Annotated in this window: 25 protein-coding genes; 3 read left to right on the top strand and 22 right to left on the bottom strand. The window is 28.9% G+C overall.

What is annotated here, in order from left to right; genetic code table 11:
* Nucleotides 1-373 precede the first annotated feature (373 nt).
* Entirely contained in the window at nt 374-1,390 is a 1,017-nt protein-coding gene (locus HM985_RS06760) for a glycosyltransferase family 9 protein (protein WP_246284964.1), read from the bottom strand.
* Between the two features lie 167 nt (nt 1,391-1,557).
* Nucleotides 1,558-2,166 (bottom strand): DUF4254 domain-containing protein, encoded by a 609-nt coding sequence (locus HM985_RS06755; protein WP_179375511.1) that lies wholly within the window; start codon nt 2,164-2,166, stop codon nt 1,558-1,560.
* A gap of 72 nt (nt 2,167-2,238) precedes the next feature.
* On the opposite strand from HM985_RS06755, the gene upp reads away from it, so the two are divergent.
* Complete coding sequence (upp, locus tag HM985_RS06750) at nt 2,239-2,898, top strand: uracil phosphoribosyltransferase (RefSeq protein WP_179375623.1); 660 nt, start codon at nt 2,239-2,241, stop codon at nt 2,896-2,898.
* On the opposite strand, the gene HM985_RS06745 is transcribed toward upp, so the two are convergent.
* Nucleotides 2,887-3,804 (bottom strand): DUF6427 family protein, encoded by a 918-nt coding sequence (locus HM985_RS06745; protein WP_179375510.1) that lies wholly within the window; start codon nt 3,802-3,804, stop codon nt 2,887-2,889. The two genes, upp and HM985_RS06745, sit on opposite strands and share 12 nt — an antisense overlap.
* 75 nt (nt 3,805-3,879) lie before the next feature.
* On the opposite strand from HM985_RS06745, the gene HM985_RS06740 reads away from it, so the two are divergent.
* Nucleotides 3,880-4,107 carry a DUF6341 family protein gene (locus HM985_RS06740; protein WP_179375509.1) on the top strand — a complete coding sequence of 76 codons (228 nt, stop codon included), beginning with the start codon at nt 3,880-3,882 and terminating at the stop codon, nt 4,105-4,107.
* Between the two features lie 118 nt (nt 4,108-4,225).
* Here the strand turns inward: HM985_RS06740 and purD are convergent, their stop codons facing one another.
* A complete protein-coding gene (purD, locus tag HM985_RS06735; RefSeq protein WP_179375508.1) occupies nt 4,226-5,497 on the bottom strand; it encodes a phosphoribosylamine--glycine ligase in 1,272 nt (423 codons plus the stop codon).
* A gap of 83 nt (nt 5,498-5,580) precedes the next feature.
* Between purD and HM985_RS06730 the strand changes: the two genes are divergently transcribed.
* Nucleotides 5,581-6,888, top strand: a complete 1,308-nt coding sequence (locus HM985_RS06730) for a phenylacetate--CoA ligase family protein (RefSeq protein WP_179375507.1) — start codon at nt 5,581-5,583, stop codon at nt 6,886-6,888.
* Here HM985_RS06730 and HM985_RS06725 read toward each other — a convergent pair.
* The 18 genes from HM985_RS06725 to HM985_RS06640 all read right to left on the bottom strand — a co-directional run bounded on the left by HM985_RS06725 (nt 6,872) and on the right by HM985_RS06640 (nt 26,716).
* Nucleotides 6,872-7,651: a glycosyltransferase family 2 protein gene (locus HM985_RS06725; RefSeq protein ID WP_179375506.1), complete on the bottom strand. Its 780-nt coding sequence runs from the start codon at nt 7,649-7,651 to the stop codon at nt 6,872-6,874. The genes HM985_RS06730 and HM985_RS06725 overlap by 17 nt on opposite strands.
* Nucleotides 7,652-7,659: 8 nt before the next feature.
* On the bottom strand, nt 7,660-9,066 hold the full coding sequence (locus tag HM985_RS06720; RefSeq protein ID WP_179375505.1) for an exopolysaccharide biosynthesis polyprenyl glycosylphosphotransferase: 1,407 nt from the start codon (nt 9,064-9,066) through the stop codon (nt 7,660-7,662).
* A gap of 61 nt (nt 9,067-9,127) precedes the next feature.
* Nucleotides 9,128-10,483 carry an exopolysaccharide biosynthesis polyprenyl glycosylphosphotransferase gene (locus tag HM985_RS06715; RefSeq protein ID WP_179375504.1) on the bottom strand — a complete coding sequence of 452 codons (1,356 nt, stop codon included), beginning with the start codon at nt 10,481-10,483 and terminating at the stop codon, nt 9,128-9,130.
* Between the two features lie 194 nt (nt 10,484-10,677).
* Nucleotides 10,678-11,784 (bottom strand): DUF1972 domain-containing protein, encoded by a 1,107-nt coding sequence (locus HM985_RS06710; RefSeq protein ID WP_179375503.1) that lies wholly within the window; start codon nt 11,782-11,784, stop codon nt 10,678-10,680.
* Nucleotides 11,729-12,928 (bottom strand): O-antigen ligase family protein, encoded by a 1,200-nt coding sequence (locus HM985_RS06705; protein ID WP_179375502.1) that lies wholly within the window; start codon nt 12,926-12,928, stop codon nt 11,729-11,731. Before HM985_RS06705 ends, HM985_RS06710 begins: the two co-directional genes overlap by 56 nt.
* 91 nt (nt 12,929-13,019) lie before the next feature.
* A complete protein-coding gene (locus tag HM985_RS06700; protein WP_179375501.1) occupies nt 13,020-14,204 on the bottom strand; it encodes a glycosyltransferase in 1,185 nt (394 codons plus the stop codon).
* On the bottom strand, nt 14,201-15,391 hold the full coding sequence (locus HM985_RS06695) for a hypothetical protein (RefSeq protein WP_179375500.1): 1,191 nt from the start codon (nt 15,389-15,391) through the stop codon (nt 14,201-14,203). Before HM985_RS06695 ends, HM985_RS06700 begins: the two co-directional genes overlap by 4 nt.
* Entirely contained in the window at nt 15,384-16,364 is a 981-nt protein-coding gene (locus HM985_RS06690; RefSeq protein ID WP_179375499.1) for a glycosyltransferase, read from the bottom strand. Before HM985_RS06690 ends, HM985_RS06695 begins: the two co-directional genes overlap by 8 nt.
* Entirely contained in the window at nt 16,346-17,230 is an 885-nt protein-coding gene (locus HM985_RS06685) for a sulfotransferase family protein (RefSeq protein WP_179375498.1), read from the bottom strand. Before HM985_RS06685 ends, HM985_RS06690 begins: the two co-directional genes overlap by 19 nt.
* 285 nt (nt 17,231-17,515) lie before the next feature.
* The gene (locus HM985_RS06680) at nt 17,516-18,820 is read right to left on the bottom strand and encodes a flippase (RefSeq protein ID WP_179375497.1); all 1,305 of its coding nucleotides are present in this window, start codon (nt 18,818-18,820) and stop codon (nt 17,516-17,518) included.
* An 11-nt stretch (nt 18,821-18,831) separates the two neighbouring features.
* Complete coding sequence (locus HM985_RS06675) at nt 18,832-19,329, bottom strand: hypothetical protein (RefSeq protein ID WP_179375496.1); 498 nt, start codon at nt 19,327-19,329, stop codon at nt 18,832-18,834.
* Nucleotides 19,330-19,356: 27 nt separating this feature from the next.
* A complete protein-coding gene (locus HM985_RS06670; protein ID WP_179375495.1) occupies nt 19,357-20,781 on the bottom strand; it encodes a hypothetical protein in 1,425 nt (474 codons plus the stop codon).
* A gap of 5 nt (nt 20,782-20,786) precedes the next feature.
* Nucleotides 20,787-22,163 carry an MBOAT family O-acyltransferase gene (locus HM985_RS06665; RefSeq protein WP_246284963.1) on the bottom strand — a complete coding sequence of 459 codons (1,377 nt, stop codon included), beginning with the start codon at nt 22,161-22,163 and terminating at the stop codon, nt 20,787-20,789.
* Between the two features lie 212 nt (nt 22,164-22,375).
* Nucleotides 22,376-23,239 (bottom strand): dTDP-4-dehydrorhamnose reductase, encoded by an 864-nt coding sequence (gene rfbD, locus HM985_RS06660; RefSeq protein ID WP_179375493.1) that lies wholly within the window; start codon nt 23,237-23,239, stop codon nt 22,376-22,378.
* The gene (gene rfbC, locus HM985_RS06655; protein ID WP_179375492.1) at nt 23,236-23,781 is read right to left on the bottom strand and encodes a dTDP-4-dehydrorhamnose 3,5-epimerase; all 546 of its coding nucleotides are present in this window, start codon (nt 23,779-23,781) and stop codon (nt 23,236-23,238) included. Before rfbC ends, rfbD begins: the two co-directional genes overlap by 4 nt.
* Before the next feature lie 5 nt (nt 23,782-23,786).
* Nucleotides 23,787-24,650, bottom strand: a complete 864-nt coding sequence (rfbA, locus tag HM985_RS06650; protein WP_179375491.1) for a glucose-1-phosphate thymidylyltransferase RfbA — start codon at nt 24,648-24,650, stop codon at nt 23,787-23,789.
* A 1-nt stretch (nt 24,651) separates the two neighbouring features.
* A complete protein-coding gene (gene rfbB, locus HM985_RS06645; protein ID WP_179375490.1) occupies nt 24,652-25,671 on the bottom strand; it encodes a dTDP-glucose 4,6-dehydratase in 1,020 nt (339 codons plus the stop codon).
* On the bottom strand, nt 25,664-26,716 hold the full coding sequence (locus HM985_RS06640) for a hypothetical protein (RefSeq protein ID WP_179375489.1): 1,053 nt from the start codon (nt 26,714-26,716) through the stop codon (nt 25,664-25,666). The genes rfbB and HM985_RS06640 overlap by 8 nt, the downstream gene beginning before the upstream one ends.

Raw genomic sequence — 26,716 nt, 5'->3', positions numbered from 1 at the left:
GAGGTACGATAAAATCGTATCGAGAAGTCTATAAACTAAAGTACAGAAGACAATCCTGATTTGTAAAAGAAACAGAAGTAAACAGTTTTCGATACGAAATTCTAAAATGAATTTCACTCGAACTGACGCGTAATAATCAAAAGAATGAACGTCACTTCGAGTGGTTTTTGAGGTACGATAAAATCGTATCGAGAAGTCTATAAACTAAAGTACAGAAGACAATCCTGATTTGTAAAAGAAACAGAAGTAAACAGTTTTCGATACGAAATTCTAAAATGAATTTCACTCGAACTGACGCGTAATAATCAAAAGAAACAACGTCACTTCGAGTGATTTTTGAGGAACGATAAAATTGTATCGAGAAGTTATAAAACTAAATAACTTCCTTAATTTTAGAAATGATTGTAGCTTCAGAAATACTACTTGCAGCATTTTCGTACCCTTCAGGGAATTTATTACCATAAATAGATGTCGGAATTAAAGGAAACCGTGTTCTATCTGCTGTTAAAGCAAAATCATCAGGTTGATTAAATGGTGCGAACCCAGAAAAAGGATGAGTAACCCCCCAAATGGTAATGACTTTTTTACCCAACATTGCCGCCATGTGTGCATTACCAGAATCCATAGCCAACATAAGATCTAAGTTAGAAATAATAGCTAATTCTTCTTGTAAATTTAATTTACCTGCCACAGATTTTACGTTAGAAAATTCTTGTTCAAGCTCATTTAAAATTACTATTTCTTTTGCCCCTCCACCAAATAAAATAACATTATAATTTTTGGAAATGTCAGCAATTACAGCCTTCATTTTATCTATAGGATACAATTTACTGTTATGTGCTGCAAACGGCGCAATTCCTATATTTTTGAGGTTTTTATTCGAGAAAAAATCTTTTAAATTATCATTTATTTTTTTTGGCTTAAAAAATATTGGATCCGATAAATTAATTGAAAAACCTAAAGCTTCAAAAACATCCGCATAACGTTGATGCGTTGTTTTTAATTGTTTAAAATATTTACCTGTAGTCAACGCTTTTTTCTCTGCCCTCCCTTTATTTAATTGGACTACTTTTTTCCCTAAGAAAAAGAATTTTAAAATTTTACTACGCAATACATTATGCAAATCTGCTACAACATCAAAATGTAATGCCTTAAGCTCTTTAGATAATTTATAAAGCCCTAAAACACCTTTATGCTTTCCTTTTAAATCAGCAGCATAAACAGTGACATTTTCTAAGTCTTGAAAAAAAGGCTTAAAAAACGCTCTTGTAACGACTGTAATTTTTAACTCGGGATGTTGCGTGGTGAGCGCCTTTAAAACAGGAACTGTCATAGCTACATCTCCCATAGCAGAAAATCGAAGAACTAATATGTGTTTTGGGTTTGGCATAAAATAACAATCAAAAAAGGTCTATAAATACTTTATAAAATTGAAAAAACCGTTGTCAGTGAAAAACAACGACAACGGCTTATAATTAAATTATACTGGGTTTAACCTTCGCTTAAATAGACCTACTAGGTATAAAAAACTGCTAGGTCTTATAAATTGGCGAAGTCTTATTTTTGTCCTCTTAAAACAGGATTAAGCTCGTCGTCATTGTACATTTTCATTTGCTTATAAACCTTCATGTACTTATCACCATTAGCGATATCCGTCAGTAAATCATCAATAGCAGTGCTTAAATCTACGCGTTGCTCTAATAAAATGTCTAGCTTCTTTTGGCAAGCTGCCTTGTGTTCTACCGAAGCATCGTCTCTTACAGTTTCCACGTGCATGTGATAAATTTTTAAGGCTAAGATTGATAATCTGTCGATAGCCCAAGCAGGACTTTCAGAATTTATTTTAGCTTCAGGTTTAACCGTAACATCTTTAAATTTATCTAAAAAATAACTGTCAATAAATTCAACGGTATCTGTTCTATCTTGGTTAGAAGCATCAATCATTCGTTTCAACTTTAAAGCTGCAACAGGATCAATGTTTGGATCTCTAATAATATCTTCGTAAGCCCACTGAACAGTGTCTATCCAAGACTTTCTGTATAACAAATGTGCTATAAGATCATCACTTTTATCATACTTATTAGTAAAAGGCTGATCTACGGTATTTAATACTTTATAGGTTTTTATAACGTCTTGAAAAATGGCGTTTGCTTTTTGTGAAAACATAATGAAATTGATTTAATGTTTACAAATATACTTGGAATTATTAACTTTAACGACAGAACTAATTTTCAAAATATGCAAATTCACAACCTTTCCGAGACGCCTTCAATCTTAAATACTTTTATGTCTGAATTACGAGACGAAACTGTTCAAAAAGACAGTATGCGCTTTCGTAGAAATATTGAACGCATTGGTGAAATTATAGGCTATGAACTGAGTAAATCACTTCAATTTGACACACATACAACTCAAACGCCATTAGGTAAATCTGAAACTGTTTTACATCAAAAAGATATTGTTCTCTGTTCTATTTTAAGAGCAGGTGTGCCGCTTCATAATGGTTTATTAAATTATTTTGATGCCGCCGAAAACGCTTTTATTTCAGCCTACAGACAACACAAACATAATCCTGAAAGTTTTGAAATAGTAGTGGAATATTTAGCTTGCCCAAGCTTAGAAGGTAAAACCTTAATATTAGCAGACCCAATGCTAGCAACTGGGCAGTCTATGGTGGCAACTTTTGAAGCTTTAAAACCCTTTGGAAAACCAAAAGCAATACATTTAGTTGGTGTTATTGGCGCACAGCCTGGTGTCGATTTTGTATCTAAGGCTTTTGACACAGACGTTACGCTTTGGATTGCTGCTATTGATGACAAGCTTAATGAAAAAGGGTATATTGTTCCTGGATTAGGCGATGCTGGTGATTTAGCCTTTGGAAATAAATTACAGCAATAAACTGATTATTGGTGCAATAATTAATAAAACAACAAACACTTCCTTAAACCAACGTTCTGAAATCATTTCCATATAATTGGCCATCACAATTGAGAATGGAACAAATAAAAAGAGAAATTCACTTCCGTTTTTTAAAGGTGAAATAATCGCTATTAAAACCGCTATAACAGATGCCCAAGCGATTATAAAATAGGAAGGTTTTAATTTCTTATTCTTATCGGGAATCATTCTGAAGTAATAAAAAAGCGTCCATACAAACGAACTAAACAAAATGGTTAATTTTAAAATACTTGCTCTAGAATCATACGGTGTAAAATCAAGGCTTGCATAACGCTCAAAGGTTGAAGGTTTAAAATAGACATCATCCATTATAATGTTATATGTTACTAGCAATAAAATTGCAGTAGCTGCCCCTGTAAAAGGAATAATAACATTTTTAAAATCATTCTGAGAATAGTAAATTAAAGCGACAAGCACTAAAGCAAAAAACAGGATCGCCCAAAAATAGAATAATGCGGCTATAACGATCCAAAAGGCTGCATCGAACAATTTCTTCTTAATATGTAGCCTAGAATGGAGACTAATTAATCGTCTTAATGCGAAAACTATAAATAAATTTGAAAGTAATAAATCGGTATGACGCAATGCTTCAGGAAACAAACCAACCAGTAAACCGAAGGTCAATATTGCATAACTATTTCTTTGCGTTAGGTTGTTTTTAGAAACAACAAAATCGAGTAAAAAAACTAAAAACAATGTTATAGCCCATTTAAAAAATGTAGCTAAACCACTGTTTACATCAAAAATAAGGAAAGAATAGTTTGTAAACACAAAAAGTAAACTCACATAAATGGCAACAATTATGAAATTTATAGGTTTAGATTTACTAAAAACACTTGTAATCATGAACTCTTTTTGTATTTTTGCTCTTCGATTTTCAATTCTATACTAAAATTAGAATTGGTGTAAATTTATAAAGTTATGAAAGATTTCTTTTACGCAATACAAGATTTATTTGTAAATGTTTTACTTACACCTCTTGATAGCCTTAGAGCACTTGAGTTAGAAAACTGGTTTTCTGCAAACATTTTTAACTGGATTTTTATGGCTGTTGGCATTGTTGCTTTTGTTTATTGGATGCTACAACTTAAAAAGTTTAATGATAATGGTGAGGAAGATAAAAGTATTTCTTCTCATTCTTATATCTAAACTTAATCCAATTTTTTTATTTCATATAAAAATTAAAAATTTCTGTACTCCAATTACGATAGTTTCGTTATTAGCGCACAGAAATTTTTTTGTTTGAAACTAAAAAATCCAGATACGATTATAAATCAAATCCGATATCTTTACGATAATACATCTTATTAAAATGTAGTTTTTCTATACTTTGGTAAGATTTTTTTATGGCCTCATTATACGTATTACCATAAGATGTAATTGCCATAACACGACCACCAGAAGTTACTGTTTTTCCTTCTTTAGAAATTGCTCCTGCATGAAAAACAATAGAATCTGTAATATTATCCACACCTGTAATTTCTTTTCCTTTCTCATAAGCTTCAGGATAACCACCAGATACTAACATTACGGTTGTCGCTGCTCTGTCATCAATAACAATCTCTACCTCACTTAACGTTTGGTTTGCCATTGCTTCAAAAACCTCAACTAAATCTGTTTTTAATCTTGGTAAAACTACTTCTGTTTCCGGATCACCCATTCTTACATTGTACTCAATCACTTTAGGATCATCTCCTACCTTAATTAAGCCAATAAATATAAAGCCAACGTAGGGTAAATTATCTTTCTTTAAACCGTCTACTGTTGGTTTTACAACTTGGTTTTCAATTTTATCTAAAAATTCTTTAGTTGCAAATGGTACTGGTGATACGGCACCCATTCCGCCCGTATTTAAACCTGTATCTCCTTCTCCAATTCGTTTGTAATCTTTTGCTGTAGGAAGAACTTTATAATCCTTTCCGTCTGTTAAAACAAAACAACTTAATTCTATTCCGTCTAAAAACTCTTCAATCACTACTTTGGTGCTTGCGTCTCCAAACTTAGCATCAACTAACATACTTTTTAGTTCTGCTTTGGCCTCGTCTAAATCATTAAGAATTAAAACTCCTTTTCCTGCCGCTAATCCATCTGCTTTTAAAACGTAAGGAGGTTGTAATGTTTCTAAAAACGCATAACCGTCTTCTACATTCTCTTTAGTAAAACTCTCGTACGCAGCTGTAGGTATGTTATGACGCATCATAAACTCTTTGGCAAACTCTTTACTACCTTCAAGTTCTGCAGCGGCTTGTTGTGGGCCGATAACTGCTACATTTTTAATGGCATCATCTTGTAAAAAGAAATCATGAATACCCTGTACCAATGGATCTTCTGGACCAACAATTACAATATCAATCTGGTGTTCTAAAACTGCTGATTTAATCGCTTCAAAATCAGTAACACCAATATTTAGATTTGTTGCAATTGCTTCAGTTCCTGAGTTTCCCGGAGCCACAAAAAGTGACTTACAACGGTTACTTTGTGCAATTTTCCATGCAAATGTGTGTTCTCTTCCGCCAGAGCCTAGTACTAAAATATTCATCCTTAAAATTGTTTCAACAAAAATAATTGGTTTTAAGTTTAAAAAGCAATTATTTTACGGAAACCTTAAAGTCAAAAATCACCTTGAGATTATTCGATTTATCCTTAAAATTAAATGGCTTTGATATTCACAAAGCTAAATCTGCTTTGTCTGAAATTCAGGCTAAAAATGATATTGATTTTACAGCTTATGTTGAACATCAAAAAAACACTATTGTTTCTTATCATTTAGAGCATAATTCATTTTATAAGGCTTTAGGCAAATCTATTCATCTTAACGATTGGAATTCAGTTCCTATAATTACTAAACGCCATTTACAGCAACCTTTAGAAGAACGTTTAAGTGATGATTTTACACCGAAAACGGTTTATTTAAATAAAACTTCGGGCAGCTCTGGTGATCCTTTCATTTTTGCAAAAGACAAATGGTGCCACGCATTAACTTGGGCAGAAATAATGAATCGATTTGGTTGGTATAGTATTGATTTTAATAGCTCTAAACAAGCCCGATTTTATGGTATTCCGTTAGATAAAAAAGGATATTACAAGGAACGGTTGAAAGATTATTTTGGTAACCGTTTTCGATTTTCGGTCTTTGATTTAAGTAATGAAGCCTTTGAAAAAGCTTTAATAAAGTTTCAATCTACAAAGTTTGATTTTATAAATGGTTACACAAGCTCAATTGTACAGTTTGCTAAATTTCTAAAACGTAAGAATATTGTTCTAAACGCTTTCTGTCCTAGTTTAAAAGCCTGTATTGTTACTTCTGAAATGTTATTTGATGATGATAAGCTGCTGCTAGAAAGTCAGTTTGGATTGCCTGTTATTAATGAATATGGCGCATCGGAATTAGATCTTATTGCTTTTCAGAATACAAAAGACGAATGGCAGGTGAATAGCGAAACGTTATTTGTTGAAATTTTAGATGATAATAATAATGTTTTACCCAACGGACAAGAAGGTAGAGTTGTGATTACCTCATTATACAATAAAGCACATCCTTTTATTAGATATGATTTGGGTGATATTGGTGTTTTATCTAAAAAAAGTACCGTTAGGAAACCAATCCTTAAAAAACTGATTGGAAGAACAAATAGCATTGTGATATTGCCTAGTGGAAAAAAAGCCGCTGGATTAACCTTTTATTACATCACTAAAAGTGTTATTGAAAACGATGGTAATGTTTCAGAGTTTATTGTGGAACAATCTAAAATAGATCATTTTATCATTCGGTATGTGAGTCGTGAAGACCTAGATTTTGAAAAAAAAGAACTCATTACTGCAGAAATGACACGTTATTTAGAAGCAGGTATAAATGTAAGTTTTGAACGTGTAGAGCAATTAAAACGTACTAAAGCAGGAAAATTAAAGCAGTTTATTTCGAAACTATAGGTTTAATTAAACGTTTTTTCACCAACAGATGTTCGAATAAAAACTGTAGTAAATAAGCAAAAGATTTTATTGAAGAAAACCCTAAACCTTTACGATATACATTAAAATTATGTTTTATTAAATTGGTTTTGTTTGAAGACAGCGAGCCTTCTGAAATGCGATAGTAAGCAAGCGTTTCTTGAATACCAATTGCGGGTTGATCACTTCGATCTAACGCCTCTAACCACAGTAACCAATCTTGCCTTTTTTTTAAATCTTTAGTATAGATTTTTCCTAATTTTTCAGCATTATATATTCCCGTTAAATTACCTATATAATTGGCCTTAAGCTGCTTTTTGTACAATAACTGTGGCAATGCGTTTACTTTAATGTTTAAAGGCTTATTATTAATATCTATCCATTCGTAACTTCCAAAGCTAATATCTGTAATACCACTTTGTAACTGAGCAACTTGTAATTGAAGTTTATTAGGAAGCCAAAGGTCATCTGCATCTAAGAATGCAATGTAATTCCCTAAAGCCATTTTGGTCCCTAAATTTCTTGCTTCTGCTGCCCCTTTATTCTTTTTATGGGTGAGTAGCTTAATTCTTGAATCGGAATCGGTATACGGCTTTAAAACGTCATTAATTTGATCTGTAGATGCGTCATCTATTAAAAGTAATTCCCAATTAGAATACGTTTGACTAAGAGCACTTTTAATCGTTTTCTCTATAACATTGACATTGTTATACATTGGGGTTATGATAGAAACTAAAGGTTGCATAGAAAAATTTAATAAGCGTTATCATCTCCTTTAATAATATTGATGATGGTCTGAAAAATAATTTTTACATCTAATAATGCAGACCAATTTTCAATGTAAAAGATATCGTATTTTACTCTATTGATAATATCTTTATCGCATTTAATTTCTCCTCTATAGCCTTTAATCTGCGCCAAACCTGTAACTCCTGGTTTTACATTGTGTCTAAAAATAAAATTATACTTGTTTATTTTTTTCGAATAATCATCTGTATAAGATAACATATGTGGTCTAGGTCCTACAACAGACATGTCTCCTTTTAAAACATTTATAAATTGAGGTAACTCATCAATGCTTGTTCTTCTTATAAATTTACCTATTACAGTAAGGCGTTTATCATTTTCTGTTACATAGGTTCCTTTTGATTCTTTTGTAACCGTAAGTGATCTATACTTATAACAATTGAATGGGTGATAACTAATGCCTGTTCTTTTATGCTTGTAGATTAACGGGCCTTTAGATTCTAATTTAATTAAAAAAAACAAAATAACAGAACCCCAAGACAGCACAAAAATTATTATAAATAAAGAGAAAACAATATCAAAGGTTCGCTTTAAAAACTTATTTACATCATTGTTTAATGCCACTTCTTGTATAGACAAGACAGGAACATAATTGTAATAATCGGTTTTAAAACATTTAGTGAAAAGCTTTTTCGTATCTGGAATAAACTTAATGTTGCAGTAATTTAAATTAGCATACCGCACATATTCGTTAATGTCTTTTTCTTCTAAATCATTTATTGAACAATAAATCTCATCGATATTATCCTTGTTCTGTTTTAAATAATTAAAACTATCTTCAATTGACCCAGATCTATCGCTTTCTGTGTTACTAAAAACTGCTTTTACATTATAGCCTAATTCTTTCTTGTTAAATACTTTTTTTAACTCATCAACACTATAACCACTGCCAATTAAAATGATATTTCTAAGATTGCCTTTTAGATATATTCTAAAATATTTTAAAACATAATAACTAAGTAATTTTATAAAACTAATTGCACCAAAAGCACAAAATAAATATTCTAAAGCTAAATCAACTTCGATATTAATGCTTCTAAAAAAGCCGACAAATGCATAAACTAAAATACTGTAAACAAAAAACTGCTTTATTATTAAGGAAAGAATATTTAATAATGAAGTATATCTATAAACTTTATAGAACTTTAAAAAATGCGTTGATAAAAGCCAAAAAACTATTGAATATATTAAGTATAGAACATTCTTATCATTAAACAACTCTATGGGGAAAAAATATAAATCTTGTTTATTAAATTTTAATAAAACAACAGAAAAAATATTTAAAATTACAAGATCAGATACAATTAATACTGGTCTTAGCACCCATGAATATCTTCCTCTTTTAAATTCCATATTTTGTAGATCTTTCTAGAAGATAAACTTTGGTTTGTACGTTAATTATAAAAAGTTTCTTTTAATAGGCTTTATCTTCACCTTTTACAGCGTTAGCAAATGTTTGAATTATAATTTTAATATCTAATAACAAAGACCAGTTTTCTATATAAAATATATCATACTTTACTCGACCAATAATATCTTTATCCGTTTCCACCTCACCTCTAAACCCACTAGTTTGCGCTAGACCCGTAATCCCAGGTTTTACAAAATGCCTCACCATAAATTTATCAATTTTTTTTGCAAAGATAGTTGTATGACTGACCATATGTGGTCTTGGCCCAACAACCGACATATCTCCAAAAAGTACATTAAAAAATTGAGGTAATTCATCAATACTCGTCTTTCTAATAAATTTACCAACCTTGGTAACCCGCTGATCTCCCCTTGTTGCTTGATTACAATGGGCATCTGTATTTGGCATCATTGATCTAAACTTGTAACAGTCAAATTCTTTATAATTAAAACCATTTCTAGATTGTTTAAAAAACACAGGTCCTTTAGATTCTAATTTTATTAAAATTGCAATTAGAGGTGTCAACCATGACAGCAAGAAAATTATTACTAAACAAGAAAAAACAATATCGAAACCACGCTTTATAAAAGTATTTACAGAATCTTCTAATGGAATATTTCTTAGTGTTAGAATAGGAATATAATCGTAATACTCATATTTTAATTTTTTTGAATAAATTTCTTTACTATCCGGAATAAATTTTAAAATCTTAAGGTTATTATCAGAAAAATGAACAATATCTGCTATTTGAACATTACTCAGCTCTGAAATAGAACAGTAAATTTCATCAATTCCTTCTCTTAAAACGTATTGAAAACATTCTTCAAGAGAGTGTGTTTTGTTCTTTAAATTAAAAGTCTTTTTGTGTAAATAACCATACTCTGGATTCTTGTTGAAAAAATTATCCAAAGCAAGTGTCTTTTTATTAAACCCTATGATTACTGTGGTTCTATAATTACCCCCAAAAGAAGTTCTATATTTCTGTAATAAATAAAATATAGTAAATTTAAAAATTACAATAAAAAGAAAACACAGCAGTGTATATTTAACAATAGGCCTTGGATATATATGAAGCTCATGATACAAGCCTGAAAAAGCAAAAACAACAAGTATAAATAGAACAAATTGCTGAACAATAAGAGAAAGTATATTTACAGGTCTCGTATATCTGTAAACTTCATAAAATCTAGCATAAATTGAAATTAAGAACCAACTTAAGGATATTACTATTAAAAAAATAAATGGATCATTTCCTCTAAGTAAATAAAGTACGGCAATGCCATTAATGATAATTAAATCAATAATGTATGAAATTGGTCTTAAATATCCCGAATACCGGCCTTGCTTAAATAAACTCAATACAATAATTTATATTTCTTATAACTCTATTTAATTTTGATTTGACTCAAAATAAATATATTAATCAAAGATGCAACTAACAATATTATCTACAAAATAAAAATATACTATAGTTTGGAATACATTTAGCAAGAAAATTTTTCTGATTAGATGCAACTTATTAATCAATAAAATTAGAAATAGCATTTACAAAATTATGTACTAGATAGCTGTTTTAGTTGAAAGCATTTTTCTAAATAATTCTCATATTTAGAATTTATATAATTGGAACTAAAATGATTACTGATTTCTAAGAAATTACAGTCTACCTTTTCCATAAAGTTCTTTTTATCTAAACGTAATAACTCTATAATATCTGTATCTGATTTAAAATAAAAAGCGTTTTCTTTTAAAATACTTTTATTAAAAATATTATTATGAGCAATAATAAAGGCCTTAGAGCCCATTGCTTCTAATAAAGATGGATTTGTACCACCAACGGAATGTCCGTGAAAATACAGATTTGAAAAGTACCTTAAATTGTCTAAGTCATTTTGATTATAGATACCACCTAAAAATTTTATTGATGAATGGTTTTTATATTTATCTTTTAAATAGTTACCAAATTTAGTCTCATGCTTTCCAACAACAAGAAAGTCAGTTATTGTCTTAGATTGAGAAACTCCATCCAAAATAACTTCTACATTATTCTCTGGCTCTAACCGAGCTATTAACATATTATATTCACCACTTCTAACATTATACTTGCTTATTTTGTCTTCCTCAGGGATTTCAAATAATTTAGCACCGTACGCTATATACTCAGATTCAATATTGTATTTATCATCCAAATAGCTTTTAATACCTATAGAATCTGCAACTATAAAGTTGCTATATTTAATAGCTAGCTTCTCAGCATACTTTAAAAATTGTTGAGTAGATTTATTATATTTTGAACGTTTCCACTCTAAACCATCCATATTTGTTACAATGGTTACACGTTTATCGAAGAACTTATTCCAAATAGAGCTACTGGTATATCCTAGCTGCAATATAATATCGAAATTCTGCTTTCTAGAATGCCTTATACAGTTAAGATCATATATAAATTGACCAGCCGTACCAATCTTATATTCTGGATCGTATTGATGAATAATATTAACTCCTTTCCATGTATGCTCTTTAAAAGGGTGCATATGAGAATTATAAACAGTTACCTCATGATTTTTATCTATTAAATACTCGGACAACGATTCTGCAAATTGCTCAAAACCACCATGATAGTTTGGTATACCTCTTGTTCCTAATATTGCTATTTTCAAAATCTAAATAATGTGTTAAGAATAATGTGTTAAAAAAATAAAAGAATATAATTCCTTTATTTCGAACCAGAATTACTTCAAAAAGAAATACAAAGCTACAAATTAATATAAAGAATAAGTAAAGGTAATTGCGATTAATTATTGCGATATATAAACTAAAACCTATATACCATAAGAACATGATTAAAACAAATATCCCATAGGTAATTAAAATATGAAGATACTGATTATGTATGTTATAGCCGTCATACCAATTAGGTGCTAAATTATATGAATAAAAATAATAATCTAAATAGTTTTGCACATCTCCTTGACCATAACCAAAAACGATTTTATGATCATTGTAAATATGAAAAATTGCAATTTTAGAAAAAATATAACGAAGCTCTAAGTCACTTATGTTTTTCTTTTCGTCATAAGAAAATATCTTTTTTTCACTAAAATCATCAGTCGGTGTAAAATCTAATACTTGCGATGACAAAGTTAACCCATTAGTAAACCTGTCTTTAATTAATGTATTATTAGATACAAATACAAAAAATATTAATAATAGTGAAAGCCCTATTAATCTCTCTTTAATTTTTTCATATCGCATAAAGACATACAGAAAAAATATTATAAAATTAAAGAACAAAACAGCTTTTGAAGCAGACAAAACTAATCCATAAACAAGAATAAATATCGTTACAATTTTAAATATTAAATGCCCCTTGAATATTAACGTTTTTTGATAAATCAATAAATAACACAACGATATAGATATATAAATAGCAAAATAAACTGGATGTTGATCGTATGGAGACGTGAAATTATGGAATGTTCCTGAGCTATTTCCTGAATATATGTTATAAACACTAATAAGAATTAAAATTAAAGTAAAGAAAGCTGTAGATAAATAAAACACAAAAAAAAGTTGCTTAATCATGTTTTTAGTAATTCTTTTACTTAAAAGAAGAATTACTATCATAATAGGAAGAAATTCTAAATCCGTACGTTTTAACCCTGCAAAAACATTCTTGCTCGTTAAACTACTAATTATCGTAATGCAGAAAAAGATTAAAGGAAAATAAAAAATTAATGGTTTAAATTTTATAATCTCTTTTTTTGAAATAAAAATAACCGAAAAAACAGTTGCTATAATCAAAGTTAAATTTCCGTAATTAAGTTTAAATGGAATAGCGAAAACAACAAAGCAAAGAAGCAAATAATAGAACTTATAATAATTTTTTTTTAACTTAACTCTCATTCGTACTATCAAAAATCTTTAATAATTGTTTTAATTTATATCCCCACGAGTGAAAATTGAGGTCTATACTCTCTTTATTGTTCGTTATATCCTTTATTTCAGATACAAAATCACTAGCATTATTAACAATATAAACGTTTTTAGCAAGATCTTCTATACCGTTAGATGGTGTGCCAATAACTTTTTTACCTGTTGCTAAATACTCATAAACTTTAATAGTATTTGCCCCAGACTTCTTTTCGTTTTCTATAACGTACGGAACAATACAAATATCAAAATTATTTACATAATTGGGGTATTGGTCATAGTGCTTATCTCCTAAATAAAAGAAATTATCTAGTTTATCAATTTTATCAAAAACTTCTTTGTCTAATATTTGACCTACAAATACAAAAGAACCCTCGTTAGAAAGTTTCATGGTTTTATTCAATAATTCAGTATCTATGAGTTGTGAAATTTTACCACCAAAACCTATTATGGGCCTTTTTAGACCTTTCATATCCTCTGGGAATTCTACACATTCAGCATGAACAAAACGCTCTAAATCTACACCATTATTAACTAAAAATATTTGATCAAGTTTATATTTTTCGTTAAAATAACCTATGTTATCTTTAGAATTTGTCATCCAAAAATCTGCGACCTTAGCGTACGTTTTATACCCTAATTCAATATTTGGCAGATATTTTTTATAAACATTAAATTTTTCGAAATTATCCCAGCAATCAAAAACCGATTTCTTTGGTTTTAATTTTTCAGACAGTTTATAGGCAAATATATTCTGATTTAATAAGTGATAATCATCCTTAATTCCTAAATAATCTAAAGCATCATTAATAAACTCAATATAATTATCATTTCCATATTGATTTATAAACCAGATATAGCTATGGTAAATTTGACTAAAGACGTTAAGAGAAACAAAATCTATAACATATACATTAGGCTTTATTTCATAGAGCTTAAAACTACTTTTAGAAAGTACAACTTTACCTTTAATTAGGTTTCTCTTTCTCTTTAATATAATCTCTAAAAAAGTAGTAGGTCTGTTGACTATAATTATTTTATGACTTTTAGACTTAGTGAATTCTTCAATGAAATGTGCATCCCTTGTTCTAAAACCTTCTAGTAAGATTTTCCTCCAATCGTGAAATGGGATTAGTAATATATTCATAGGGTTCGTCTCTTATTTTTTAATAAGCTCATAAAAGTAATCATTATGACCAAGTCTGAAAGTATAGTTGTCATAAAAGCATAAACTAAGATAAAGGAAAATACAAGAAACCTTAATGTAATCGACAAACCTAAGTTTAATGTTAAGATGTATAATATTAATATTAAGAGTGTTAACCCAAACAACCCTATATCTGCGTATACCCATATTAATTGAGAAAAATGTTTTGTTAAAGCAAACTTCCCTTTTATAATATCAAAATAAGAATAGGGACCATCACCTATAAATTTTAGAGGTATTTTAGTTGCATAAGAAATAACAACTTGCGGTCTTTTTGCAATTCCTATTTCGTAATTACGAAAGGATGTTTTAATATTATATTGATTTTTTATAAAATAAACCTCCGTCTCAAAAGCTTTAATTTTATTTAATTGAACAAGACTGATTGGTATTAAAAACACAAGAGCAACTAATCCTATTATTCTAATTTTCTTAGGAACTATAGTGTAAACCATATAAAGAATAAATATAAGAACCAATAACTTAGATACATTAGACTCACCAAAAAATATTGTTAATACTAGATATAGTATTATTAATTTTGAAGAAATAGATGCTGCTTTAGTACGTGTGTAAATATTAATTATGTTGAATAATAAAAAAAAACCTAGTGCATGATCCGCTTTTAAAAAAAAGGTACCAAACATAAAGTCGAATGGAGCTATCGACTGATTACTTCTATTAAAATCTATAATAAAATCGTATCCGTAATTTTGGATAAGCATTACAGGAAGCTGAACTAAAGCTATTATTAAAAACAATTTACTAATTGTGGCCTTAGGTAGGTATTCTTCTTTATTATTGATATGAAAAAATAAATAACAACTTAGAGGAACAAGAACAAAAATTAGATAAATTAATGTCTTAATAACAGCGGTAGAATTATAAATAGCACTTATAATAATGAAAAAAAACAGTAGAATGAAAAGGGCTACAACTCTGTCTAATAAAACCTTTTTTTTAACTGAAATATATAATATATATATTACTAAAAGAAAGGACAATACTCCTAAACTATAAACAATATTAGGGATACCTATAAAAAATTGAATACTTCCACCCATCAAAAAACATAAAATCACTATTATGCCAAATGCAAGTTTATATAATTTAGAAAGCTTAATCATTTGTCATTTGTTTTGAGGCATAAATAGCTTTTAAAATAAGGCGAAATTTCCAGAAATCTTTTGGTTTAGATATCATTACAAAAAATAACAAGATGATATAGATAGTCTTATTTAGATTATAAATAATTGGACTTTCAACAAAATTACATTCAAAATATATGTTATTCCTAACAGAATAAAATATTGCATCTTTTGAATTTGTTGAGAAAAATCTTGTTTTTAATACCCGATTTTGTTTTTTTAAATGAAAAGATTTTTCCAAGTCCGTTAAAACACTATCCAGCACTAGTACAATTTCACCACCGTTTTTGGTAATTCGATATGAAAAATCGTGATCATCGGCATAAAGAAAAAAAGACTCATTTGGAAGTCCAATTAATTTAATTAATTCTCTCTTAAAAAACATTCCACCATAAGGTGCTACGGCTACTTTTCCTGTTCTTTTAATCTCTTGAACTTTCTCATCTTTAAAAAATAAATGTTTTATTTTTTTTATTAAATGAAACCCTAAAAAAGAGTTGTCAGGGCCAAGCATAAAATATGGATTATTTCTCTGAATAGCCTCTTTATATACATTTCTATCTGGGCGGTAAGACAATAATGAATAAAGCGGCTTGTTTTCTTTGTTTAAAAGCTTCCAGTGTTTTAAAAGTTGGCTTAATGCATCTCGTTGTGGCAAATTATCATCATCTATCAACCAAATAAACTCTATATCCTCTTCTAAAATTTTTTCAATTCCTTCTTTAAATCCTTTTGCCGAACCTGCATTATGTTCTAAATCATGAATGATCAATTTAGGCTCATTAATAGAAAGATTGTTTAACTTAGATAAGGTTGTTTCACTTACACCGTTCATTACAACAACCATTTTTTTAACATGCTCTAAATCTAAAGTCGCTTTAATATTCTTAGAAACATAATCAAATCTATCACCATATGTCAAAGTAACAACCCCTACATTGTTTTGTACCATCTACTGAGATTTAATTTCGTTAATGACTCTAGTTCTTTTATATCTTCTAAGAACAAATTTTCAATTAATTCCTTTTTTAAGCTCTCATTAACAGCGTACGATATCTTTTTTCTATTTAAGTGATCTATTTTATTAATTATACTCCTTCTTAATCCGCTAAAAGGCACTAAATGCTTACCATATTTTCTAATAATACCTGGTTTATCTACAAAATCTCTTACCAATTTACTTTTGGGAACTGAAGCCCTATTACTCTCAATATTTAAATTATAATTAAAAGGGGGCAAACCCAAAAAAGTTGTTATTCTGTCAATTGTTTCTGATTTATTATCTAAAAAATCATCTTCAAACCTAATAAAAAGAAAATTTGATAAATCAAATAATTCTAGGTATTTCTTAATTTGAGGCGTGTATAAACTTCGTGTGCTATAAGAATGATAAAGATCACTAAATTGATCATTTATTCTGCCCTTTTCCGCCTCAATAGACTCCTTAAATCCTAATGGTTCAAAACCTCTCCTTTTAGACATTAAATATTGTGAATAAGCTCTATCAAAAGGGTTTCTTAAGATAACTATGAATTTTATATTAGGCCCAAAGTTCTTATATAATCGTTTGTATGCTAATTTTGATGGTAAGTACTCTGGATCAATTTCGCCTATAACTTTATCAGAACTTAAGTTGCTTGTAAACATTTTATAATAATCCTCTATATCTTCCGTATAAATATCCTCATGAGAAAAAAAATGAGTTTCTTTGTTTTTTGGTAAAGCTATTTCAGGATGCTGCACCAATATATCATGCAGAGATGTTGTTCCTGACTTTTGGGCACCGATACATAAAAAATCTAACTTCTTATCGATCATTATTTTTGTTTTATTAATAAATTATTAATATCGAGGGTCCAAAATGGACTAGAATTGGTACTCTGAGTTTTCTACAGTAATTAAACAGATAATTTATTTAAAAATTGTTAATTAAATATATTTTCTAACCTCTTACTCTTTAAAATCAGACAATGTTTTAATATTATAAATACTTTAATTTCTCTTCCTTTTTTACAATCTTAAGTTTTACTAAATAAAAGCATAAAAGTAGTTATACGAAAGATTAATATCGTAAAATTTAGCATAATAATACACTTCGTAAAATCAAAAACTAAACGGGTTAAAATAGGTAATTATTCCTAATCGTTTTTTTACGAATATCACAGCCATAAGATTAAGTAGCACACTACTCACCCCTGTTGCTATAGCAGCTCCTATAATACCATAAATTGGAATTAAAATGAAATTCAATATTAGATTTAACCCTGCACTAATTATCGTGAAATTTCTTAAATTTCTATGATATCCTGTCATATTAAGAACTTGACTAACACTGCCTGTCATTACATTAAAACATTGAGAAATTATAATTATAACAAGGGCTGTACTACCAGCAATAAATTCTGGCCCAAATAAGCCTAATATAAATTTATTAGCAACTAGTATTACAAACACTACTGGTATGGTAGAAATGAAAATTATTTTATTTACCCCCTTAATTAAACCCTTTAATTTTTCAGTTTCAGAATTACTATACAATTCTGAAATCCTAGGTGCTAAAACCAAATTAATAGACGTCAACATTATTATTGCTATTCGTGCTATTTTAATTACTACATTATATATACCAACATCTTTAGTGGAATTAAAATAGCCCAACATCAAAGTATCAGTCCACCCCATTATAAAAATAAAAGAACTTGTAGCCAACATCGGAAGAGCATAATGCAGTGTTCTTTTTAACGATAAGAATTCTTTTTTGGGTTGATTGGGTTCTTTAGCCATTAAAAAACTTAACAGACACGCTAATATGGTCCCTATAAAGTAAACCTCCATCGAGATGATGCCATATAGATTACTACTTAATGATTGAATTAAAAATATACTTAAAATAGCAATGAAGTACGGCACTATATTAGCTAGAATAGCAAATTTTACAATTTTGTTTCTTCCTCTAAGACTTTCATAATTATAACGTAATATGATTAATGGGCATATTGTCATAGATGCAATTACAAAATAGTCATACAACGAGGAGTCCTTATAAAATAAAGTTAATGGATGCGCTAAACCATACAAAATGATAGCTCCTAAGATACTAGACATCAAGATTAGTCTAAAAGAAATCTTTTTAAAATTAAATGATTCTTTATAATTTGAATCTGAAGATAATTTTACGATTGCATCTGGTATACCTAATGCAAAGATTATGGCAAAAATATTTAAAATAGTAAATGCTAAAGAAAATCTGCCTGTAATTTCAGCACCAAAAATTCTAGATATTAAAACTGTAAAAAGATAACTTAAGAATAACCCTAATAATTTAAGGGTTATTGAAATTATAGACTTTTTTGCAAAATCACCTTTTGTTTTATCGATAACAGTCTTTATGATTTTTTTTATATTCATCTTAGAGCTTTTTATCGCTTTTCTATTTCGAGTTTTTTATCAAAAAATGGTCGCGATATAAAATACGGGTCTGATTTACCATTTATAACCTTATTATAAATCTCTCCATTTTTTTTATTAAAATTTATATATTTATTAGGACTGAAGAAGGCATTGAATTCCACTAAAGACAAGTTCATCTTTAAATCTTCGTATGTTATTAACATGGATTTAAAGGTATAATGCTGTAAAACAATTTTATTACCAAAATCGAACCTCAAACTTATTGGAAAACTATTTTTAGGTAATTTAAATTCGACTTCATTTCCTTTTAATATAACCCCATTAATTACTTTATGTTTTGTGAAATTTTCATCTCCCTCTTCCTTATAATGCATATGAAATGTAGTATTATTATCAGACTGTACTTTCATCACCACTTTAAAAACTGACTCTTGCGCAGAATCATGGTTTTTACAAGCATAAGTAGTTATTATAAAACATAAAATAAGGATAAGATTTTTATTCATTTATAGACGGATATTAGAACTTGGCTATTATAAAATTTTAATTGTTTTTTTTACTGACTTCACAGCAACCTCCCCTTTATTGTTACGAATCATCAGATAAGCAGCATAAGTACCTTTCTCTAAAATCTTGCTATTAATAAAAATTTGAAAACCAGAATTATCATAAATATTTGTCTTGTCAAAATATTTAGAAACGTCTTTTCTTTCCTTTCTTTTTAATTGTTTTGAATCACTTATGTAAATAAAATCGTTATCTCTTTTTAGACCAATAAACATTTCGTTTTCATCAGAACTATAATTTTCTATTGCCATCCATCCTTCAAGCTTAATTACCGTATCAGGTTTATCTATGACTAATAATCCTCGTTTTTCACCATTTAATCTTTCTAAATTACCTATAATTCGATTACCTTTTTTTATGGAATCTTTTTGAATCTCATTATACAAGTAATACTCTAATGATCTATCTTTTTTATAATTAAATTTAGTCTTAATCACATTAGATAAATTATTGCTAACTTTAATTGCTCCTTTATAATTAACATGTTGGTTGTAACCCACAGGTTCATTTGTAAAGTAAGTATTATCCCAATCAGGAAATTTCACATTTAAATCAATATATTCGATACCTGGGTTTTTAGTTACGTATTTCTTAAAAGGTGAAGTAAATGAATTATAATCAATTTTATTTCTATAAGAATTATAAAAAGGAATCGTAAGTAATATAATCCGTTCAGTACCTCTTTCTTTAGCTAATTCTATTATAGACTTTAGGGCTATTTCTTCGTCAGGTAGTATATTATAAGTCATTAAATCATACTCTTTTTTAAGCTCATAAGCCTCAGCCCTTTTATTACTCATTATATATATACTCTTATTTCTATATATACTATCTTGTATGTAAAGGCGTTTTTTTATTTCATCTACGTCTGTCCAACGCTCATGCTTATTTATTGAAGCAAACATATTTTCAACAAAATTTCCTTGAAAAAATTTTCTTGATTCTTCATATTTAACCTTTCCTATCTTTTTTCCTTCAAAAGTTAAATAACGTTTAAGGTAATCATTTTTAGAAGGGTCTTGATGTATAAATTTATCTAATGTTAATCGTTCATAAAATAAATAATTTTCTATAATTAAAACTTTTGGCGTTTGATATTTGTATGCTTCTAAAGCACAATAATACGACTGATATATATTTTGTCCTCTTGTGGCTAAAGAGACTAAATTTGCGTTTAATTTTGCTTTAACGATATCTTCATCTATACCAGCATTAGCATGAGAATTTCCTAAAACTAAAATATCCACCGAATTTTTTTCTTGTGCATAAAAATGCGTCCAAACTGAATTTTTAGACTCACTAAACAAGGGTTCTATGGTTAGTATTATTAGAAAAAATAATACTAAAAAAATCAACCCTTTAACTAATATTTTCGCTAAATTCTTTATCATTAATTTTAAAATTGGAAATAAATAAACTCTGAAGCAACAGTCTCTCCGTAAACGCCAAATATTGTTATAAATAGTCCAATAAATAAATACGCAACCCACCTAAAAACAATTGATTGCTTATTTAAAATATTAAAAAAACTTCGTTTTCTGTGAAATCTTTCGAAAAATATTAAAACGACTATTGAAATTATTAATAATGAAAATTCATTTTCTTTTAAGCCTATTAAATAAAGCTTATCCCCAAATAATTCGTTGAAGTTATTATTAAAAAAACTGCCAATAATTAGTTTTGAATCGGAAAAAGAATTAGCTCTAAAAAACACCCAAGCAAAACTAACGATTGTAAACGTGGTAGTTATAAAAACTACCTTATTAGAAATACTTGCTTTATTAATTTTAAATTTATCAAAAAACAAAGCTTTATTTTTTGATATAGCTTTCTCAATAATGATTATTATACCATGTATTGCACCCCAAATAACAAAAGTTATAGATGCTCCATGCCACAAACCACTTACTAAAAAAACAATGAATAGATTAAAATAAGTTCTATTTGTACCACCTCTGCTTCCTCCCAAGGGTATGTAAACATAATCTCTAAACCAAGTGGAAAGTGAAATATGCCATCTTCTCCAAAACTCAGTTATAGATTTTGATAAATAAGGGTTGTCAAAATTTCTCATTAAATCAAATCCCATTGTTCTTGCCGCACCAATAGCTATATCTGAATATCCTGAAAAATCACAATAAATCTGAAATGCAAATAATACAGTAGCTAAAATGGTTTCTACCCCCTCATAACCTGCAGGGTTATTATAGACCTCATTAACAAAAAGTGCTGCTCTATCTGCAATGACCATTTTTTTGAATAGCCCAAAAGCTATTAATAAAAGGCCCGATTTTACACGCTTATAATTATACGTATAGGTCTTATAAAATTGAGGTAATAAATGAGAAGCTCTTTCTATTGGACCAGCCACCAACTGAGGGAAAAATGCTACAAACGCACTAAATGCTATAATATCACTGGTTGGTTTTAGTTGTTTTCTATAGATATCAATGGTATAACTTAAAGTCTGAAAAGTATAGAAACTAATACCTACTGGCAAAATGATGTTTAGTGTAGATACCTCAAGCTCTTTACCAAATAACCTAAACGAATCTACAAATGATTCTATAAAAAAATTGGTGTATTTAAAATAAACTAGAAAGCCTAAATTGACAAATAAACTAACAAAAAGTAATTGTTTTCGTTTGCCCTTATCCTCTGCTTTATGCATTTGTTTACCTACATAAAAATCGACTAAAGTACTTACTGCTATTAAAAACAAAAACCGCCAATCCCACCAACCATAGAAAGTATAACTGGCAGCTAAAATCAAAATATTTCTTAAGGTCAAGTTTTTAGATACAATCCAATAAAGAACAAAAACTATTGGAAAAAATATAGCAAAATCAAGAGAATTGAATAACATATGTAAATTGGATTTCCCTAATTTTAAATTCTATTTAAGCCTTAAATATTAGGTTTTTATATAATTATTTATGTTTCAATAAAAGATTTTTAATCAGTTATTTAAAAAATAATTTTACTCTAATTTTTACTTTCTAAATTAATATAAGCTTTTGTTAAACTAACTTTCCAGTTAGGGTTTTGAAAATCTAATAGTGTACTTATTTTTTCTGTATTCAATATGCTATATTTCGGTCGTTCTGCTGGAGTTGGGTAATCTGTAGTAGCAATTTTATTAAGCTTAATATCACTATTACTTATTCTAAAAATTTCTTTAGCAAAATCGTACCAACTTATCTCGCCTTCGTTGCTATAATGATAAATACCATAGCTGGTTTTTCTTAACTCAACAATTTGTAATACCACCTCTGCTAAATCTTTAGCATACGTTGGGCTCCCTATTTGGTCACCAACAACACCTATTTCATCACGTTCATTAGCTAACCTCAACATTGTTTTGAGAAAATTATTACCATATTCTGAGTATAACCAAGAGGTTCTAATAATATAATGCTGTTTCAACGTTTTAGAGATTGCATGCTCTCCTTTTAATTTAGTTTCACCGTAAACCCCTAAAGGACTCGTAGTATCCGTTTCTAAATAAGGCACTTTTGATTGCCCATCAAACACAAAATCTGTTGAAATATGAATTAAAGTCGTATCAAACTTTTTACAAGCTTCAGCTAAATTATGAGCTCCTAAATGATTTACTTTATCTGCTAATTCAACTGCTTCTTCTGCTTTATCTACAGCTGTATAAGCCGCACAATTTATACAATAGTCAAATGAATGCGCATCAAAGACATCTTCTATATTAGATTTATTAGTTATATCTAATTCTGAAGAGGATTTAAAAATAAATCGAAGATTTGGATGCTTTGAAACTAAGCTTTGAAAACATTGTCCTAATTGACCGTCTTTAGCGGTAACAAGTACATTTATCATATTTTAGCATCTTTTAATTTAGGTAAGACGATGTCTTTATCTGAAAGAATAAAATCTGTGCTTGGTAATTGCCAATCTATATTTAGGTCTTCATCATTATAAATAAGACCTGCCTCTGATGCTTTATGATAATAATTATCGCACTTATAGCTAAAGATTGTTTCATCTTCTAAAACAATAAAACCATGCGCAAAACCTCTTGGTACAAAAAGCTGTGTTTTATTCTCTTCTGTAAGTTCTACTGCAACATGCTGTCCAAATGTTTTAGAACCTTCTCTTACATCTACCGCTACGTCTAAAACAGCACCTTTAACAACACGCACTAATTTTGCTTGGGCATATTCACCTAGTTGATAATGTAAACCTCTTAAAACACCTTTAGAAGATTTAGATTCATTATCTTGAACAAAGTTAACATCCAATCCTAATAGTGAATGAAATGTTTTTTGATTAAAACTCTCAATAAAATAACCTCTTTTATCTTTAAAAATATTAGGTTGTAAAATATAGCAACCTTCTAATTTTGTTTCTTTAATTGTCATTCTTTTTATTTAGATAATAAACTTAATAGATGTTTACCGTAACCACTTTTAATCATTGGTTCAATAAGAGATTTAAATTGATCTTCATTAATATACCCCATACTAAAAGCCGCTTCTTCTATAGCACCAATTTTTAAACCTTGACGTTCTTCTATCACTTGTACAAACTGAGAAGCTTGCATTAAAGATTTAAAAGTACCTGTATCTAACCAAGCTGTACCTTTATCTAGAACGCTTACTTTTAGTTTCCCATGGCTTAAATAAGCTTTATTAACATCTGTAATTTCTAATTCACCCCTGTGACTTGGCTTAATGTTTTTTGCAATGTCTACTACAGAATTATCATAAAAATATATCCCAGGAACTGCATAATTAGATTTTGGATGTTCTGGTTTTTCTTCAATTGAAACAGCCTTACCCGATTTATCGAACTCTACAACACCATAACGTTCTGGATCGAGAACATGATAAGCATAAACGATTCCTCCATCAGGATCATTATTTTCTTGCAATAAGTCTGATAAACCAGTTCCATAAAAAATATTATCTCCCAGAATTAAAGCCACTTTATCATCACCAATAAAATCTTCACCAATAATAAAAGCTTGAGCTAATCCATTAGGTTCTTCTTGTACCGCATATTGAAAATCACAACCAAATTTAGCACCATCACCTAACAATTTTTTAAATAAAGGTAAATCTTGAGGTGTAGAAATGATTAATATTTCTCTTATCCCAGACAACATTAAGGTTGAAAGCGGATAATATATCATTGGCTTGTCGTAAACAGGCATTAATTGCTTACTTACCGCTAAAGTTAAAGGATGTAATCTTGTTCCTGATCCACCTGCTAGTATAATTCCTTTCATATTAACTATTGTATTTATTAAGGTACCACTCTATCGTTTTCATTATACCCGATTCAAAATTTTCACTCGCCTTCCAACCTAATTCCTTTTCTAATTTTGAAGCATCAATTGCATATCTAAAATCGTGACCTGGTCTATCTTGAACAAAGGTAATTAAATCAGCATAAGACGAAGCATTCTCCTTTGGCTTAATAGTATCTAATATTTCACAAATTTTATGAACGATGTATAAATTATCACGTTCATTTTTACCACCAATATTATAGGTTTCACCTGCTTTTCCTTTTTGAAAAGCTAAATCAATTCCTGTACAATGATCTTTTACATACAACCAATCTCTAATGTTTTTTCCATCTCCATAAATCGGAATAGCTTCATTATTAATTGCTTTCCTTATAATGGTTGGAATCAGTTTTTCATCGTGTTGTTTTGGACCGTAATTATTGCTACAATTAGTAGTCACTACATTCATTCCATACGTATGAAAATAACTTCTAACAATAAAATCTGATGATGCTTTTGAAGCACTATAGGGACTATTTGGTGCATAAGGCGTTTCTTCAGTAAACAAACCTGTTTCACCTAAAGTTCCATAAACCTCATCTGTTGATATATGATGAAACCTATTAGTCTCACAACCTTCTTTAAATGAAAATGGAGCATCCATCCAATGTTTTTTGGCAACATCTATTAAGTTAAAAGTTCCATTAACATTTGTTTTTACAAAGGCATCAGGATTCTTAATTGAATTGTCTACATGAGATTCTGCAGCAAAATGAATCACTCCAGAAAATTTATATTTTTCAAAAAGACTATTTACTAATTCTGTATCACAAATATCACCTTCTATAAATGTGTAGTTTTCATTTTCTTTAAGTTCATTTAAATTAGAAAGATCACCTGCGTATGTCAGCAAATCAAGGTTAACAACTTTTACATCCTTATAATTCTCTAAAAAATGAACTACAAAATTTGAACCGATAAAGCCAGCTCCTCCTGTTAATAAAATTCTTTTACTCATAATTCTTAATATAATTAATAGCTTTTAAAAATAAAAAACCTAAAATAAACAGTATTAATGATAAAATTGGCAGCATAAAGTAATAGCGGTTTGATACCTCACTCTCCCTACTACCGAGTCTTTCGAAGGAGGAAATAATATCGTAATAAGTGTTTTCTTCAGCCATTTCACTGTTTATGTCATACAAGTCTCTTCTAATCTCTTGTTCTTTGATAAATAGCTCATATTCTTTAGTTACTGTTTTTTCTTGCTGAAGAGGAATTACTGTATTTAAAGCAAGTGAAACATTTTTATTATTAGATTCGTTCTTTAAAACATCTACATACGTTTTTTGTAAACTATCTAAGCGCGTTAACTCAGTGTTATATGACAAATTTTGGATGTAAACTATCGTATCTCTGACTTGTTTTTTATGTTTTGAAAAATCGTTTTCAAAAGTCTTTCTAAATCCATCTGTAAGATTTAAAAATATATCTTGTTTAAAAGCTTCTGCTTTGATAGTGTATCTATTACCTGATAAAAGATCTCTATTTATTACATATTCTTTATAACTCAGTTGCTCAACTAATGATGTATCAATATTTTTTAAATAATCACCATACTCTATAAACAAATCATTCGGTGTTTCAGGGCCTTGGATTAAGTCAAATGATTTTAGCTCTTTAGCATCCGAACTATCAATTTTAAAAATATTTGATAATTCTATAAAATTATCAGACTGGATTAAATTATTAAAATAGCCAACATCTTTAACTAACTGATATTTAGAATCAAAATGTGTTTCTACTATCATTTTTGAGGAATAAGACGGTTTTTTGGTCTTTTCTAACACAAAACCTAAAATTATCATTACAAAAAGAGTAATTACAACCAGTTTTAAATTCTCAATTAACGGTTTTAAAATATAGATGATAGCAGAAAAAATTCCTTTAAAAATACTCCCTATAAAAGCGAAAAATTTTTCAAAAACTTTTCCTATAGCATTAAACAACTGCCCTAAATCAATTTCTTCATTTTGTGGTTGCTGGGGTAATTTATCACTCAT

Origin of the sequence: Winogradskyella wichelsiae, assembly GCF_013403925.1 — a bacterium.
GTDB lineage: Bacteria > Bacteroidota > Bacteroidia > Flavobacteriales > Flavobacteriaceae > Winogradskyella > Winogradskyella wichelsiae.
The sequence above is the reverse complement of the archived record's forward strand: the minus strand, read 5'-3'. Positions and strand labels throughout refer to the sequence as shown.

Excerpts from the sequence above, each read along its gene's own strand:
- rfbD (WP_179375493.1), bottom strand. The coding sequence starts at position 23,239 with ATGATAAATGTACTTGTTACCGCTAAAGACGGTCAATTAGGACAATGT.
- rfbB (WP_179375490.1), bottom strand. The coding sequence starts at position 25,671 with ATGAGTAAAAGAATTTTATTAACAGGAGGAGCTGGCTTTATCGGTTCA.
- HM985_RS06690 (WP_179375499.1), bottom strand. The coding sequence starts at position 16,364 with ATGGTACAAAACAATGTAGGGGTTGTTACTTTGACATATGGTGATAGA.
- rfbA (WP_179375491.1), bottom strand. The coding sequence starts at position 24,650 with ATGAAAGGAATTATACTAGCAGGTGGATCAGGAACAAGATTACATCCT.
- HM985_RS06675 (WP_179375496.1), bottom strand. The coding sequence starts at position 19,329 with ATGAATAAAAATCTTATCCTTATTTTATGTTTTATAATAACTACTTAT.
- upp (WP_179375623.1), top strand. The coding sequence starts at position 2,239 with ATGCAAATTCACAACCTTTCCGAGACGCCTTCAATCTTAAATACTTTT.
- HM985_RS06725 (WP_179375506.1), bottom strand. The coding sequence starts at position 7,651 with ATGCAACCTTTAGTTTCTATCATAACCCCAATGTATAACAATGTCAAT.
- HM985_RS06720 (WP_179375505.1), bottom strand. The coding sequence starts at position 9,066 with ATGGAATTTAAAAGAGGAAGATATTCATGGGTGCTAAGACCAGTATTA.
- HM985_RS06740 (WP_179375509.1), top strand. The coding sequence starts at position 3,880 with ATGAAAGATTTCTTTTACGCAATACAAGATTTATTTGTAAATGTTTTA.
- HM985_RS06670 (WP_179375495.1), bottom strand. The coding sequence starts at position 20,781 with ATGATAAAGAATTTAGCGAAAATATTAGTTAAAGGGTTGATTTTTTTA.
- HM985_RS06700 (WP_179375501.1), bottom strand. The coding sequence starts at position 14,204 with ATGAATATATTACTAATCCCATTTCACGATTGGAGGAAAATCTTACTA.
- HM985_RS06760 (WP_246284964.1), bottom strand. The coding sequence starts at position 1,390 with ATGCCAAACCCAAAACACATATTAGTTCTTCGATTTTCTGCTATGGGA.
- rfbC (WP_179375492.1), bottom strand. The coding sequence starts at position 23,781 with ATGACAATTAAAGAAACAAAATTAGAAGGTTGCTATATTTTACAACCT.
- HM985_RS06745 (WP_179375510.1), bottom strand. The coding sequence starts at position 3,804 with ATGATTACAAGTGTTTTTAGTAAATCTAAACCTATAAATTTCATAATT.
- HM985_RS06755 (WP_179375511.1), bottom strand. The coding sequence starts at position 2,166 with ATGTTTTCACAAAAAGCAAACGCCATTTTTCAAGACGTTATAAAAACC.
- HM985_RS06640 (WP_179375489.1), bottom strand. The coding sequence starts at position 26,716 with ATGAGTGATAAATTACCCCAGCAACCACAAAATGAAGAAATTGATTTA.
- purD (WP_179375508.1), bottom strand. The coding sequence starts at position 5,497 with ATGAATATTTTAGTACTAGGCTCTGGCGGAAGAGAACACACATTTGCA.
- HM985_RS06685 (WP_179375498.1), bottom strand. The coding sequence starts at position 17,230 with ATGATCGATAAGAAGTTAGATTTTTTATGTATCGGTGCCCAAAAGTCA.
- HM985_RS06695 (WP_179375500.1), bottom strand. The coding sequence starts at position 15,391 with ATGATTAAGCTTTCTAAATTATATAAACTTGCATTTGGCATAATAGTG.
- HM985_RS06680 (WP_179375497.1), bottom strand. The coding sequence starts at position 18,820 with ATGAATATAAAAAAAATCATAAAGACTGTTATCGATAAAACAAAAGGT.